Origin of the sequence: Dyadobacter sp. BE31 (genome assembly GCF_031457695.1) — a bacterium.
In the GTDB taxonomy this organism is placed as follows: Bacteria; Bacteroidota; Bacteroidia; order Cytophagales; family Spirosomataceae; genus Dyadobacter.
Map to the genome: position 1 here is coordinate 407,529 of NZ_JAVDXA010000005.1, position 16,363 is coordinate 423,891.

At 49.9% G+C, this 16,363-nt stretch carries 9 protein-coding genes; 5 read left to right on the top strand and 4 right to left on the bottom strand.

What is annotated here, in order from left to right; genetic code table 11:
• The 4 genes from J2Y43_RS25015 (at nucleotide 1) to J2Y43_RS25030 (ending at nucleotide 5,844) form a co-directional block, all read left to right on the top strand.
• Complete coding sequence (locus J2Y43_RS25015) at nucleotides 1–2,145, top strand: molybdopterin cofactor-binding domain-containing protein (RefSeq protein WP_309988139.1); 2,145 nt, start codon at nucleotides 1–3, stop codon at nucleotides 2,143–2,145.
• 134 nt (nucleotides 2,146–2,279) lie between these two features.
• A complete protein-coding gene (locus tag J2Y43_RS25020; RefSeq protein ID WP_309988137.1) occupies nucleotides 2,280–3,251 on the top strand; it encodes a hypothetical protein in 972 nt (323 codons plus the stop codon).
• Nucleotides 3,252–3,304: 53 nt separating this feature from the next.
• Entirely contained in the window at nucleotides 3,305–5,245 is a 1,941-nt protein-coding gene (locus J2Y43_RS25025; protein ID WP_309988135.1) for a KUP/HAK/KT family potassium transporter, read from the top strand.
• Nucleotides 5,246–5,478: 233 nt separating this feature from the next.
• The gene (locus tag J2Y43_RS25030; protein WP_309988133.1) at nucleotides 5,479–5,844 is read left to right on the top strand and encodes a hypothetical protein; all 366 of its coding nucleotides are present in this window, start codon (nucleotides 5,479–5,481) and stop codon (nucleotides 5,842–5,844) included.
• An 86-nt stretch (nucleotides 5,845–5,930) separates the two neighbouring features.
• Here the strand turns inward: J2Y43_RS25030 and J2Y43_RS25035 are convergent, their stop codons facing one another.
• On the bottom strand, nucleotides 5,931–6,212 hold the full coding sequence (locus J2Y43_RS25035) for a hypothetical protein (RefSeq protein WP_309988131.1): 282 nt from the start codon (nucleotides 6,210–6,212) through the stop codon (nucleotides 5,931–5,933).
• Nucleotides 6,213–6,460: 248 nt separating this feature from the next.
• Here J2Y43_RS25035 and J2Y43_RS25040 point away from each other — a divergent pair, with 248 nt between their 5' ends.
• On the top strand, nucleotides 6,461–9,790 hold the full coding sequence (locus J2Y43_RS25040; protein ID WP_309988129.1) for a C25 family cysteine peptidase: 3,330 nt from the start codon (nucleotides 6,461–6,463) through the stop codon (nucleotides 9,788–9,790).
• A gap of 25 nt (nucleotides 9,791–9,815) precedes the next feature.
• Here J2Y43_RS25040 and J2Y43_RS25045 read toward each other — a convergent pair whose 3' ends face one another.
• The 3 genes from J2Y43_RS25045 to J2Y43_RS25055 all read right to left on the bottom strand — a co-directional run bounded on the left by J2Y43_RS25045 (nucleotide 9,816) and on the right by J2Y43_RS25055 (nucleotide 16,205).
• Nucleotides 9,816–10,904, bottom strand: coding sequence for an acyltransferase (locus tag J2Y43_RS25045; RefSeq protein ID WP_309988127.1), 1,089 nt, complete (start codon nucleotides 10,902–10,904; stop codon nucleotides 9,816–9,818).
• A 115-nt stretch (nucleotides 10,905–11,019) separates the two neighbouring features.
• A complete protein-coding gene (locus J2Y43_RS25050; protein ID WP_309988125.1) occupies nucleotides 11,020–12,810 on the bottom strand; it encodes a RagB/SusD family nutrient uptake outer membrane protein in 1,791 nt (596 codons plus the stop codon).
• 20 nt (nucleotides 12,811–12,830) lie between these two features.
• Complete coding sequence (locus J2Y43_RS25055; RefSeq protein WP_309988123.1) at nucleotides 12,831–16,205, bottom strand: TonB-dependent receptor; 3,375 nt, start codon at nucleotides 16,203–16,205, stop codon at nucleotides 12,831–12,833.
• Nucleotides 16,206–16,363: the final 158 nt, after the last annotated feature.

The window sequence follows — 16,363 nt, forward strand, 5'->3', positions numbered from 1 at the left end:
ATGAGCACGTTAAATCAGACATCGCGTCGCGACTTCATGAAGATCGCGGCTGCGGCCGGTGGCGGTTTGTTCCTGGGATTCAACTGGTCGGACACAACAGCGGCACCCGTTGTGGTGGACGCCAAGCAAATCGCTGCGGGATCGGTGAAATTCAATAGCTACTTGTCAATCGGTTCCGATAACATCATTACGATCGTTTCTCCAAACCCCGAAATAGGCCAGGGAATTAAAACGGCATTTCCTATGGTGGTAGCCGAAGAGCTGGACGCCGATTGGAAACTCGTGAAAACCGTGCAGGGTAAGCTGGACAATGCAGCGTTCGAGCGGCAGGTAACGGGTGGTAGTGGCGCGGTTCCGCATTCATGGGAGCGCCTGCGCAAGGCCGGCGCGACGGCGCGGCATCTGCTCGTGAATGCAGCGGCGGCCAAATGGGGCGTACCTGCGGCCGAAATCACGACTGCGGATAGTAAGTTGTTCCATAAAGCATCCGGTAAATCTGCCGGTTATGGAGAATTCGCGGAGGCGGCTGGTAAGCTCACGGCTCCGACCGACATTAAATTAAAAGATGAAAAGTCGTTCAAGCTAATAGGACAATCGGTTCGGAATGTCGACAACAAGAACATTGCGACCGGTAAGCCGCTTTTCGGGCTGGATTTCTATCGCGAAGGAATGCTGTTTGCCATTATCCAGCGGCCTAAGGCATTCGGATTTAAACTGAAATCGGTTGACGCGGCTGCGGCCAAGGCAATGCCCGGCATTGTGGACGTCGTTACTTTCGAAAACAGTGTGGCCGTAGTTGGGAAATCGACCTGGCAATGCAAAAAGGCGCGCGAGGTTCTCAAAATCGAATACGAAAAGGCGGCCGACCTCGAAAGCTCGGAAGATCATAACCGCATTTTCTCCAACCTGATGGACAATGGCGAGGCCACCGTTCGCAGGAAGAATGGCGACGTCGAGGCTGCATTCAAGAGCGCAGCGAAAGTGATTAAAGCCGAATACCAATGCCCGTTCCTGCCTCACAGCCCGCTGGAACCCATGAACTTTTTCGCGCATGTACGCGAGGACGGCGTGGAACTCGTAGGCCCGACGCAAACACCCGACCGCGCACGCGAGGCAGCGGCAAAAATTACCGGCTTCCCGACTGAAAAAATCACCGTGGAAATCACACGGCAGGGAGGTGGTTTCGGCCGCAGACTTTCGGCCGATTTTGCCATTGAAGCAGTACATGTTTCCAAACTGGTGAAAGCGCCGGTGAAGGTAATCTGGACACGTGAAGATGATATGACCGGCGGAACCTATCGCCCGGCGGTGCGGTATCGGTTCGAGGCTGCATTGGATAAAAATGGTGAAATGATCGGCTACAAGCTACGTGGCGTGGGTATCAACTCGGGTAATCCTACCCGCGAGGATAATTTTCCTTCCGGTTCTGTGGATAACCTGCTGATCGATTCGGTGGAGCACAAATCGGCTATTACCACCGGTCCGTGGCGTGCGCCTATTACTAACTTCCTCGCCTATGCCGAGCAGTCGTTTATCGATGAAGTGGCTGAGGCAGCGGGTAAGGATCCGGTACAGTTCCGCCTCGCCCTTTTGGAAAAAGCGAAAAAATCACCGGCCGGCGAAGTGAAATATGACGTCGACCGAATGATTGCGGTGATTAAACTGGCGGCAGAGAAAAGCAACTGGGGTAAGAAAAAAGGCGTTCACCAGGGTTTCAGCGTTTACTTTTCACACCGGTCGTACGTGGCCCAGGTAGGGGAAGTAGTCGTTGAAAAAGGTAAGCCTACATTGAAAAACATCATTGCGGCTGTCGATTGCGGCATTGTGATCAACAAAAGTGGCTCGTTGCAGCAGGTACGCGGCGGGGTCGTCGACGGTGTGGGCCATGCGATGTTCGGGAATATGACTTTCAAAGCGGGTACTCCAGACCAGAGCAACTTCAACGGATTCCGTTTGATCCGCATGAACGAGATTCCCGAGGTCGATGTGCATTTCGTGGACAACGGCATTTCTCCAACCGGTTTAGGGGAACCTGCGTTGCCGCCGGCGGGAGGAGCAGTGGCCAATGCGTTTTATAAAGCGACCAAGCAGCGCCTGAGGAACCAGCCTTTTATCAATGAGGAAGCTTTCAAAGGCATTTCGTAGATATTAAATCATGTAAATAGTAAGGCAGTAAGGTGAAAATGTGATACCGCATTTTTATCTTACTGCCTTTATTTATAGCGCGTCCGAAGTGTTGTCTGTCCGGCCCGTTTTTCTTCCTAAACCATTGCATTCAAATGAAAAAGATCGTTATCCTGTTTTCTGCATTGATATGCCTCGCTATCACTGCATTTACCATCGCGGAGTTTCCGCAAACCGATATTTCAAACGGAGTGATCAAGGCCAAACTGTATTTGCCTGATGGAAACGAAGGATATTACCGGGGCGTCCGCTTCGACTGGGCGGGTGTGGTGCCGAGTTTGGAATACAAAGGGCATACCTACTTCGGCACCTGGAACCAGGCGCCTTACGATCCCAAGTTACACGACGCGATCATGGGACCCGTGGAAGAATTCACACCGCTGAATTTCGATGAAGCAAAGCCGGGAGAGCAGTTTGTCAAGATCGGTGTAGGCGTTCTTACGAAACCCGACGATAAAAAGTACTCTTTCGCGACTAATTATGCGATCAGAAATCCGGGTAAATGGTCGGTGACGAAGGGTAAAGACCAGGTCGCATTTACCCATGAATTGAAGGATGAAACCGGCTACGGCTATGATTACCATAAGACATTGAAACTGGTAAAAGGAAAACCGCAGCTCGTTTTGGAACATACATTGAAAAACACAGGCTCCAAACCGATCGTGGCGAGTACTTACAACCACAATTTCTTCATGATCGACAACGAGCCGTCGAATGAGAACATCCGCATTGTGTTTCCTTTTGAAGTGAAAGGCGAGGGCAAAGGTTTCGGAAGCATTATCAATGCAAATGGTAAAATGCTGAACTACTCGCGGGAGGTGGTCAAAGGCGACCAGGTTTTCAGCGCCGGTTTGCAAGGCTTCGGACCTACTGCAAAAGATTATGATATCAGGATTGAAAATACCAAAACAAAGGCGGGCGTGAGGATTACCTGCGATCAGCCACTGGAAAAGCTGGTTTACTGGGCTTGCCCGACCACTTCCTGCCCTGAGCCATACATTAAGATCGCCGCTCAGCCGGGCCAGGAGATCAAATGGAAGGTGACCTACGAGTTTTACACCTTTTAACGAAGAGCAGCCGGATTTTTCTAAATTCGCACCGCATTTCAACAGACTAACGAATGGGTTCGCATAAACACCTGGATAAAGCATCGGCCGCCGGGCTTCTGGTAGCATTAGGGATTATTTACGGAGATATCGGAACCTCGCCGCTCTACGTAATGCAGGCGGTAATCGGTACCAATAAGATTACGAGTGACGTCGTTTACGGGGCCGTGTCTTGCATTTTCTGGACGCTCACGTTGCAAACGACCATTAAGTATGTAATCCTCATTCTCAGGGCCGATAACAAAGGGGAAGGTGGTATTCTGGCATTGTTCGCCCTTGTGCGCAGGCGTGCGGCCTGGCTGACGGTACCGGCCATTATCGGGGCGAGTACCCTATTAGCCGATGGGATCATTACACCGCCCATTTCGGTGTCGTCCGCGGTGGAAGGTTTGCGCATACTTTATCCCGATATTCAGACGATCCCGATTGTGATCGGTATTCTCACGCTGCTGTTCATTATTCAGGTTTTTGGAACGACGATTGTCGGCCGCGCATTTGGCCCGGTGATGATGATTTGGTTTCTCATGCTGGCTGTGCTGGGCGTTGCGCAGGTGATCGACCACCCCGAGATCATGAAATCACTGAGCCCGGTATATGCCTACCGGCTCCTCGCCAACCATCACGGAGGGTTCTGGATGCTTGGCGCTGTTTTCCTGTGTACGACGGGTGCGGAAGCATTGTACAGCGATCTGGGGCATTGCGGGCGTGGAAACATCCGTATCAGCTGGGTTTTTGTTAAGACCTGTTTGATCCTGAACTATTTCGGGCAGGGTGCTTGGCTGATCGTGCATTCGGGCGATCTGCTGAACGGCCGCAAGCCTTTTTACGAAATCATGCCCGACTGGTGGTTGCTGCCGGGGATCGGCATCGCTACTACTGCCGCTATTATTGCCAGCCAGGCGCTGATCAGCGGCTCGTTTACCCTCATTTCGGAGGCGATCCGGCTTAACTTCTGGCCGAAAGTAAGGCTGGTCTATCCGAGCGATCAGAAGGGGCAGCTTTATGTACCGAGCGTGAACTGGCTGCTTTGGGCGGGTTGTATCGGTATTGTGCTGTATTTCAAGGAGTCGTCGCATATGGAGGCGGCGTATGGGCTCGCGATCACGCTTACGATGATCATGACTACGATCCTCATGTCGGTATATCTGTATGTGAAACGGGTAAGCAAATCTATTGTGATTGTTTTCCTGGTTATCTACCTGGCTATTGAAGGCTCTTTCCTGGCGGCGAACTTGTTGAAATTCACGCACGGCGGCTGGGTTTCGCTGGTACTGGCCACGGTTATCGGCCTGGTGATTACCGTTTGGTTGAAAGCATATTATATCAAAATGCGACTGACGGAGTTCGAAAGCCTGGAAAAGTACATCGGTCCATTGAAGGAGCTGAGCAACGACATCAGTATTCCCAAATACTCGACGCACCTGATATTCATGTCTAATGCCTCGCGGGAGAGCGAAATCGAGAACAAGATCATCTATTCGATCTTCTATAAACGCCCGAAACGCGCCGATATCTACTGGTTTGTGCATGTGGAAACCACCGATGAGCCGTACACCATGGATTATCATGTGAATACCCTCGCGGAGGACGATGTGATCAAAGTAACGTTCCGTTTAGGTTTCCGGATCGAGCAACGCATTAACCTTTTCTTCCGTAAGGTAGTGGAAGATATGGTGCTTAATAAAGAGGTGGATATTACGAGCCGTTACGAGTCGCTGAGCCGGCAGAATATTACCGGTGACTTCCGTTTTATTGTGCTCGAACGCTACCTGTCGCTTGAAAACAACCTGCCATTCATGGAAGAACTGATCATGAAGATCTATTTCGGGATCAAAAGCATTACTACGTCGGAGGATAAGTGGTTTGGGCTCGACAGCAGCTCGGTGAAAGTGGAAAAAGTGCCGCTGGTGTTAACCCCGAGCGAGAAGATCCGCATGAAACGGGTGTACAGCTAGTAAAAAGTCTACGAAGTATTTCGAGGTAGGAGGCAGGTTTTTAAAACCACATTTATCCAAAGATGCGTCGCACATTTTGGGTATATCGCTACGCATTTTGTGGTCAACGCATTTGGAACCGCTTTCGAAGCATGCCCTTGAAGGCCTGGGAGCGCCGCACGGTTCTGGAATGCTTTTAGTGCAAAAAGCCGCCATAGTAGAGGTAGTTTTTGTTCACTAAACCAGCATGGACCATGAAATACCTTGCATACACGTTCATGATGCTCCTGGGAATCGCAGGGGCATTTGCACAGAACCCGGTAACGCCGGAACCGTCTGTGCCACAGCCAGTACCGCAAAGTCCTGTTCCGACAACAGCACCAGAAACGAAGCCTGAATTCAATTCGCCGCAATCACCTGCCCGGCCTGCTCAGATACCCTCGGAGGATACGCTCATTAAGGGACAAAAAAGCTCGGGAGCCGTGATTCACGATACGCTGATGCCTACCGATGACAAGCGAAAAGAGCGTTCGGAACGACGGAAAAACCGCAAAGGAACAGCTGAAACCGATGACACCACTTCGGTGAAACCGCAAAGAGATCCCGCGGGAAAGCCTTGATAACGGAGAGATCAGAAACTGAAAAAGCCCGGGAGAGATTCCGGGCTTTGGTGTTTAGTTTCGAGAAGAGAATAGGCTTTCGTGAACTAGTGTGCGTGATTAAGGGATGAGTGGATGTACTGGTCGTTCTGCCGGTGCGTAGCAGGCTCCAGATCGTCTTCCCAAAACGGCTGTGTGACCACCGCTTTGTTTTTGTTGACCCAGGTACACCAAACCTTCCCACTGAACACCCGTCTGGTGACAGGATGTGTGGCTGATCCGTTATGGTTAACCACGGTCTCGACGATCTGGTATTCGTCGACCTGCATGAGCTGGTCGCCGCCTTTTTCCTTCACCCAATCGTCTTTCATAAACTTAAAAGTGTCCATTGGTCATGAGTTGATTTATGCAGGAACATAAAAATCAAATCCTGTGCCAGAAATTATACATTTTCAAGAGCGGCATGGGTGTAGTATCTCTGGTGAATCGATGGGTAGAAATATTTCAACAAAGCTACGACAAACGCGGAGTGGCAGCAAAAGCCAGTTGCTAATCCATCTATGACGCTCGCTGGAAGGAAGCTGATGAAGTCGCCAGGTAATGTTTTATTGAGGATTCATCAGACATTCCTGAATATATGCGGTACTTCACAAGGCAGGCGCTACTGATTGTGGCTTTGCTGGCCGGCCATCAATTACAAGCCCAGTGGACGGCGCCTTATGCCAACAGCTGGATCGACTATAATAAGCCTTACGTCAAAATCGGGATATTGAAAAAGGGCTTGCACCGGGTTGCATTCTCATCCTTGCCGAAAGGTTTTCCTACTAATTCCCCTGAAAAATTGCAGCTATGGAGACGTGGCAAAGAGGTGTCCATCATCAGTACAGCTAACCAGGAAATTATTTTTTACGCGGTTCCGAACGATGGCGCAAGCGATTCGCTGCTCTACCGGCCCATGAGCTCACGCGTGAACCCGTATTTCAGCATGTACGGGGATGAAGGTGCGTATTTTTTGACGGTGGGTGATAAGCCGGGTAAGAGGGCTCGGGTGATAGACCAGCCAAATGATCCCTCCCTGCCGGTTATGCCGGATCACAACGAGCAGCTCATAAAGATTTTTCAGCAGGATTACTCCATGGGAACTAAATCCTCGATTAATCCAGGGTTTTTCAATAGTTATTTTGAGCTGGGGGCGAGCAGGACAAGTGAAGTGTATAAGAATGGGAAGGAAGCAGTATTTGAGTTTAAGTTGAATGATTTTGCTTCAAATACCTATAAACCGACGGTCAAGTTGCTGCTGTATGGGAGGAGTAAAAATGACCGGAAATTGCAATGCTATATAGGCAAGAACAAGGAGGTATTACGCCTCGTAAAAGTAATAGACAATTCTGGCTTTGCTGCGTCCGAATGTACATTTGACATGAAACCAGAAGATATGGATTCCGGGAAGAATGGTGTACTGGTGATCCGTTCTGTAAGTGATGATCCGTTGGAGCGGTTTTCAATCGCTTACTATTCGATTGAGTATCCTCAGGTGCTTAAAATCGGAGGTCAGCCAAGCAAAGAATTCAGATTGAGCGGTGTTACGGGCAAATGGAGTAAGGTCCTTGTCAAAGGTGTTCCGCCCCAATTTAGGTTTGTCGATATTTCGGATGCGGACGATCCGATAGTTCTCAACAGAGTGGGAGAAACCCTGATGATTGAGCGAGAACCAGGTAAGAAACAAGTATTGCTGGCCACATCCGAAATATTCGAAGTTGCTCCTACAAAAATCAGCGAGGTGAAGTTAAAAGCGCACGATCCTCAATCGGCGAACTATATTATCATCACCACAGAACCACTCAGGAAGGGTGCTATGAGCTATGCAACGTACCGGGCATCGCTGGCCGGAGGAAATTTAAAGCCCGCAATTTTTGAAATACAAGACATTTATAACCAGTTCAACTACGGCGAACCCAGCCCAGTCGCAATCAAAAACTTCATGTCTTTCATGCTTTCTGATGGAGTGAGGGACAAGTATCTGTTTCTGATCGGGAAATCCATTACGCAAAATGAACGCATGGTACGAGAGTTACCCGACGAAGTTCCTACGATTGGCTTTCCAGGTTCGGATGCATTGCTGGTGGAAGGGATAGCTGGCGGGATGGTCAATGCACCGGTGATTCCCGTTGGCAGGCTGTCGGCAGTGACTAACCAGAATATTGTTGACTATCTTCAGAAAGTAAAAATTTACGAGGCTGCCGGGCCAGGCGAAACGGGCTGGCGGAAGAAGATCCTGCATTTGAGCGGAGGGAAAACGACCAGTGAAATTATACAGCTCCGGGATTATTTACGCGCATTGGAACCGATGGTCCAACAAGGCGCTGTGGGCGGGACGGTGAAGGCCTATGTAAAGCATCAGGCCACGGAGGAAGTGGAGCCCGTCGATATCACCGCAGATGTGAATGAAGGCGTAGGAATGATCACATTTTTCGGTCATGGTTCGACAATCATTACCGACCCGAACATAGGTCACGCCAGGGATGAAGCGAGAGGTTACCGAAACCTGAACAAATATCCGGTAATGTACTTTAATGGTTGCGGGGTCGGAAACGTGTTTTGCAATCGTTTCAACCCTTTCCCATCCACACCTAATGCAGGTGACCGGATTACGCTGTCACTCGATTGGCTCCTCGCACCGGAGCGGGGGGCTATCGCGGTCATTGCAAGTTCTTTTGAAAGTTTTGTGAGCCCAGGAATGACTTATCTGAATACTTTGTACCATTATATGTTCGAGAATCAGGCGACTGTCAACCTGCCTATCGGCAAGATACAGCTGGCAACAGCCAACGATATTTTATCCAGGTATAAGGACAAGTACAACATTGCCTACGTACACCAATCGTTGTTGCAGGGCGATCCTGCCCTACGGATGCTTGCAGCGGCGAAGCCCGATTATGCGTTCGGGACCGACGGCGGGATCACACTATTTTCCGATTCGTCGGATAAAACGATTGGCGAGTCGGATTCGCTGCGTGTGCATATTGATTTAAAGAATTTCGGCAGATTTACGACAGGACAAACTGTGCCGTTGGAGATCACCTGGTCAGGAAAGCAAGCGACACATTCGATCAGGCTCGATATTAAATCTTTCCCCACCCAGCAACTTTTAAAGTTATCCTTCGCCAATGAAAAGGATCTCAATTCGATCAAAGTGCGGATCGACCCTGGGCACACTTTGAATGAGCTTACACGTGAGAATAACAATGCCGAATTGCTGATTGACTGGGACTTGGTGAAAGACAGGCAGATGTTTTCCAGTAAATCGTTAAAAGACAACATTCCGCCCATTTTGGTCGTCCAGTCCGCAGGACGTTTTCTGAAACAAAATGAACCTGTTGCCATCAATCCATCATTTAGTATAATCCTCTGCGACGATAATGTCCTGTCGCCAGATACCACACTTATTGATGTGTTTATAAAGCCTTGTACCGATGACCGTTGCGATTTTGAGCGGCTTTCTTATGCAGGAAACAAACTGGCCATGCAAGCGTTGGGAAGCAGAGGAGTGACGTTGAATTATTCGAGTAAGTTGGGGCCGGGAAAGTACGAAATGATGGTTAATGCCCGGGATCGGGCCGGCATTGAAGTTTCCCAGCCATATCGAATGTGCTTTGAAATATTCAAACAAGATGAAATACAGTACAGCCTGGTGGCGAGCCCCAATCCGGCGACTTCATTTGTACGATTTGAATTAAAAACTACTAAGTCGGAGGCATTGAGGTCGATTCGCTATATTATTTATGATCAGCGGGGGAACGAAATAGATGATAAAACTTTGACGGTTGCTGCGGGGTTACCGGTAGTCGAGTGGTTCTGGATTCCAGAGAATATCCGGGCAGGGGTTTTCAGCTACAAGGTATTCCTGGAAGGAGAAGATGGGACAATGCTCGATAGCAAAACAGGTAAAGTGATTTTGCAGCCTTAATATACCAGCCGATTACTTCTCTTCGTCAAACCCTCCCAGCCCGCTTATCGCTCAAATACCTCCTCACCGGAATATCATAAATCACCATTACCAAGTATGCCGCCGCCGTCAGAGCCATCACTCCGGCGACGATAACGAGGGTCAACTGCATACCATCCGGCTTGTGGCTAAGGTAATAATTTCCGAACATCCATAGTGCTGCATAATGCGTCATGTACAGAGGATAGGAGATTTTGCCGGAGAACATGGAAAGTGCTTTTAAGCGGGGGGATGGCGTGGTTCCTGCCCCCAAAGCGATTAGTAAAGGGAAATAAAATAACACTACCAAGGGCTCAGATTGCCAGTTCCATTGAGAAATGGGCATCAGAAAAGCAAGCAATAGCAATGCTGCCATTCCCACGAATCCAAGTTTGTTTTGGATGATCCAGTTGGAACGGTAAATGAGCAGTCCCGCCAAAAAGGAATACGAAACGCGGGCGCATCCGTCCCAGAATGTAGGGCCGCTCCAACCGCCGAGCAGATTTCCCGATTGGTAAGCTACAAAGCAGATAGCCAGAGCTGAAAGGATCGTCAGTAAAAGCAGATAGCTGCGGGCAATCCGGTAAAGTACCAATGCATAAGCAATATTGGCTACATATTCCCAGAACAACGACCATGCCGGCGCGTTGAAGCTGAACAGGTTGAATGCGCGGTCGGCTATTGTAGGAAAGGGGATGAGGAATAGCGAGCACAGAAACGTGAGAATGATTCTACCGGTGCTGTATAGTTCGGGATGGCCGCCAAATGGGTCGAATAAGAACGCCAGCAGGCCCAATACCGATCCCGCGATAACGAGCGGATGGAGCCGGATGATCCGTGATATGAAAAAATGGCGGAGACCCATTTTGCCGATCCGGTCGTCGTAGGCGTAGCCGATCACAAAGCCTGAAAGACAGAAAAAGAAGTCGACTGCGAGGAAGCCGTGGCCGATAAAGTTTTGGGAGGGGTCGGTATAAACCCATTCCATAAAGTGAAATATGACAACGGCGAATGCGGCAACGCCCCTGAGCCCGTCGAGAGTTTCGAAATGCTGTTTGGTTTGTGGAAGTGTGGAGGCGGTTTTGTTCGTGCTCAAATCTCGGATCTAAAAAAGAAACTCAAATAACCCGACTTTGTTCCGGTTATGCAAGGACATGGGCCTTTGATAGCAAAGTCCCATGTCCTGAAAAAGCATAATCAGAAGTGGTATCTTATTCCCAGCCTTTGGGTTGTTTCAAATTTTTGTTGAGAATCGTTTGTTCGAGTGGAATTGGGAAATAGTAGTATTTCGCTTCGTTGAAACTTCTCGGCTGTTGCTTGTCCCTGCCGAACATGATATTGCCGGATGTTTCATTCGAAAGGTAAAAGCTGCCGTCGGACAGGTAGTATTTCACCACTTTCGATTTAACCTCTTCGGGAAGTCCGGCGATGGGGGCCTCTTCGCCCACTGCTTTCAGGATGGCGATGTCGGCAACGCCGTCGCCCGTCACATCCAGTCCGCCCAATCCGGGCACATACATACCTTTGGAGTCCTGCCCGAGCAATGCACCGCTTTTCCAGCGGTAAAGATCGTCGAAGCGTAACCCCTCACAAGCCATTTCGGTGCGGCGTTCTCGGCGGATTTCGAGAATAACGCCCTTTGAAGCACCGGTTACCGCCGGGTACCGCGCAGCCAGATAAGGATCCGGGGATGAATTTGCCGCCGATAGACTGAGGTCGGGCATTTTTACACGCCGCCTTAAAAGGTTTACCGTTTTGTCCAGATCGCCTTGCGTAATCGTTCCGAGTTCAGCCTTTGCTTCGGCATTGATCAGCAAAATTTCCGCATATCTGAAAATGGGGAGGTCTGTATAATTCAGCGCCCAACCTCCTCTCAAAGCGGGATCACGCGGATAAAATTTGAGTTGCAGGTAACCGCCGAAGCTCGGTTTGATAATGTACGGATTGTTGGTCGCCGGAACGGTCGAAAATCCCGGAGGCATGATCGTCTCGGCCATTCTTGGGTCGCGATCACGGAAGATGTCGGCAAACGTTTTCTTATCGTAGCCAGGCAGCGAGGTAAATGCCGTTCCGTCTTTCATCAGGAATTCATTGGCCAGGCTGCCGCTCAGGGCCCATTGCCAGTCGAGTACCACGTGGGTGTTGTTGGCGACGCCTTCTTCCTTGCTGTTCTTCTGAAGGAATATCACCTCCTTGTTGGCAGAAAGATTATTGCTTGAAAACAATGCACGGAAATCGGCAGCTCCCGCCCCGGTATTATAAATCTCGAACCCACCTTTTTCCATAAGCTCCTGCGAGGCGGAGGCTGCTCTTTGCAGGAATTGAGGCGCGGAAGCCTTTAACCCAAGCTCGTCATGATAGGCCCTGAAAGTCCCTTCGTGTAAAGCTATTTTGGAAAGAAGCGCCAGCGCCGCCCAGCGGGTTAGCAAAGTGTTGTTGGTTCGGGAAGGCAGTACGTTTGCGGCAGCAAATTCCAGATCGCTCATAACGGAATCGACCACGACAGTTCTCGGGTCTTTCGCTTTGTAAAGCATTTCCTCGTCGTTGGTACCCATTACGTGGGAGTACCAGGGCACATCGCCGTATCTTTTCACCATACGGTAGTAAATCAGCGCCCTGAAAAACCGGGCAACCCCTACATAATGGTTGATGAGTGAAGCGTCACCGGTAGTTTTGGACGTATTGTCCAGCATATAGTTGATACTGCGAAGCTGAGCCCACGAATTCCATCCGCCTACGGTAGCGGGCGTCACACCGCCGCGAATCAGATTGTCTGTTTCATTTCCGCCCGTGTAGATGGAAATGTTGTCGGAATAGATGTCATCCCAGCTCGCGCCCAGGTTCCCGTAAAGGCCATTGGTGTATGTTTCCAGGTCGCGGGGGGAATTGAAGAAATCTTCTTTGGTAATCGCCGTCTGCGGCGTTCTCTGGAGAAAGTCGTCGTCGCAAGACGCAAGCAGGAAAATGCCCGCAAGAGTTAGTATATATTGAAAAAGTCTCATGTCAGTAAGAGATTTTATTCCTAAAAATTGAAGTTCAACCCGCATGAATAGGTGCGCTGGAAAGGGTAGGCTGCCTTTCCAAATGATTCCGGATCGATATTGACTTTGATATGCGAGATCTCAAAGAGGTTTTCTCCGCTGATATAGAAACGTACTTTTTCCAGACCCACCTTTTTGAGCATCGATCGTGGCAGCGTGTAGCCGAGCGTAATGTTCTTCACGCGCATGTAGGCCGCATTTTGCAGATATCTTTTGTTAGGTATCCCCAATTGCTCCATATTATCCTCGGCGGTGTAGGCACGGATCGCGGGGAAATAGGCATCCCTGTTGTCCGGGGTCCAGCTATCGAGGTTCTGCACGGTAACATTGGTCCATGGCTGGGCGTAAACACCCCAGAAATAAACATTTGAGGCACCAGGATACCAGTCGCGTTTGCCGACTCCCTGTAAGAAAGCCCGCAAATCGAATCCTTTCCATCCTCCCGAAAGATCGAGGCCGTAGGCCAGGCGCGGGGTAGAGTTCCCGATTTTGTACAAATCCCCGGGATTATCAACCGTGCTGTTTCCTTTGTCGACAATGCCATCGTTGTTGCGGTCTTTGAATTTCGGATCGCCCACAAAAAACTGGTAGGACTGATCGTCGGTACCCATAGCCCGCTGGTTAGGATGGCTCTTGAGTTCGTCCTCATTTTGAAAGAATCCTTCGATTTCCGCTCCCCAGATCTCGCCGATCTGCTGTCCGACATAGTAGTTGCTGAGGAGTTTGGTAGGATTGTCGAATCGGGTAATGGTGGTCCGGTTGTCGGCCAGGGAGAAATTGATATTGTAGAAAAACGGCGATCCGGCCAGCTCTCCTTTATCCCGCCAGTTCAACCGCAATTCCCATCCGCTGGTCTTGAGGTCACCGGCATTCACGCGCGGCACCGACGTTCCGAAAACAGCAGGCAGGGTTTTTCCTGCAATCAGCATGTCGCGGGTGTAACGGGTGTACTTGTCGAAATTGAATTCAAGCCTGTTGGAGAAAAAGCCTAGATCAACGCCAAAATTGAGCGTAGAAACGGTTTCCCAACTAAAATTGTCGGAAACTGCGCCGGGAGCATTTACCGTCATCGGGCGGCCGGTTCCCAATATCTGACCCACCTGAGCGCTGCTCATCGTAGGGATGTAATCGTAGTTGCCCACTGCGCTTTGGTTACCCAGCGAGCCGTACGAACCTCGAACTTTCAGCAAAGTGAGGCCAATGGCACTCTTGACAGGCGCCATGAACTGCTCTTCGGACAACAGCCAGCCGGCAGATGCCGAAGGGAAGAATCCCCAGCGCTTGTTTTGAGGAAACCGGGAAGATCCGTCATACCTTCCGTTCAATTCGAGCAAATAGCGGTTTTTGTAATTGTAGGCAAGCCGGTAAAACAATCCTCGCAAGGCGTAATCTCCGATATTTTCCGATTCCACCATGGAGCCGGTGCTCAATCCGATGGAAGGGAGCGTGTTGGCGATCAGGTTGTTGCGCCGGGCGGTGTACGTCTTTGCAATCCGGTATTCCTGATTGTAGCCGACGAGCCCTTGCACAAAATGGCTGCCGATGTTTTTATGGAAATCCGTATAGAGGTTGAGCACCGTGTAGTTGGTGTTGGTGCTGCCGTTTTGTGCCCAGGTATTGGTAGAGCCGGCATAGCCGATCGGGTTGTTCGGCCCGGTTTTATAACCAATCGGGATATCGAACGACTTCACGAACGTCGCGCCGCGCCTGACGGTAGCTTCTCCCTTTACATCCCAGACATCCTTCACTAAGGCCGCATTGAATGAAAACGTGGTCTGGAAATCGTTGGTGCGGCTGTCGGCCCTGCCACCTTCCTGTAACCTGCCTAATAGGCTGGCTCCTGCGGAAGTCCAGCTTCCATCGGGGTTTTTGGGAACGTCAAGGGAACTGGTCCTGTTCACGTTCCAGAAAAAGTCGCCGTCGATAAATACCGGCGAATCATATTTATTGCCGGTGAGCAGCGTGTTGTTGGAGAATGTAAGCCAGCGCGTTGCGTTCAAGTCAACCTTGCCTCGGACATTGTAGCGGTTGTAAATGTCATTTCCGAACCGCAGCATTCCATCCTGGCGATAGTAATCTCCTGAAAAATAATAGCTCAGCTTCTCCGATTTTTTTGACAAACTAATATTGGTATTGTACGTCGGTGCGCCCTTTTCATAGGCTTCCTTGATCCAATCCGTGGAACCATAATAAGCCCAGTTGGCCGTGTTGGTCGGATTGATGATGACGGCCGGTAATGAAGGGTTTTCCGATCGTTCCTTTGCGTACACGCGCGCCGCATCGGGAAACAAGTTGTAGAGAGGGATGGCCGCGTCATGCTTGTACTTCATTACCAGGTATGGGTCTGTGACGAGTTCCGGCAACTTGCCCACAGTTCTGAAGGCCATATTCGCATTCACGCTGACATTCATTTTGTTTCCCTTCGCCGATTTGGTTGTGATCAACACAACGCCGAAAGCAGCACGGGAGCCGTAGATAGCAGAAGCTGCTGCATCTTTCAAAACCGACACTGTTTCAATGTCATTAGGATTGAACATCGCTACTTCGGCCATCGTAAAAGGTACATTGTCCACCAGGATCAGCGGCTCTCCGCCATTGATGCTCGTGAAACCGCGAATGTTGAAATTGGCCGCAGTCGTAGCGCGTCCGTTATCCAGGGTGATGTTCAGGTTCGGAATAAGCCCTTGGAGCCCTCCACCCAGGCTTGACAGCGGGCGACTTTCCAACTGCTGAGAGGTCACTACATCAACGGCGCCTGTGAGATTTGCTTTTTTCTGCACACCAAAGCCCACCACAACTACCTCATTCAGGTTTTTGTCGCCAGGTACCAGACTGACCCGCATATAACCGCTGTCGGGTGCATTGATTTCCTGGGTAATGTATCCGATGAACGAGATAATCAGAGTCGTATTCTCGGTGACTTCAATCGAAAACCGGCCATTTGCGTCGGAAGTCGCTCCCGACCTGCTTCCTTTGATCTGGATGTTCGCTCCCGGAAGCGGTTCACCGCTTTCATCCCTAACCTCTCCATTCAATACCCGGACGGACGGCCCGGTCGCCACCGAGGTAATTACCACCAGATTGTTGTTCAGGATTTTGTATTGCAGAGAGCTGTTTTTCAGGGCATTGTCCAGCACTCCCTGTATGGATTCATTTTCCACATCAACGTCAAATCGCGCATTTTTGGGCAATTGCGAGTCTTCATACAGAAAACGGTAGCTGGTCTGCTTTTGAAGCTTGGTGAACAAATGTTTCAGCGCAATGTCTTTGACCTTGATGCTGATCTTATTTTGTCCATAGCCTATTGCAGAAACATGCAAACACACTACAATGCACAGGATTGCAGTCAATTTCATGATTAAGAACAGTTTGCGGAATTTGGCAAGGGTATCCCATGATGATTGGGATACAATCATTTTTTTCATAAATTTGAAGACCTGAAGGTTGAAAAAATGATACAGACGTCCGCTCAAAGAAGTATGTATCGTTTTGAAATCGGGTAAACTCAAAGAGA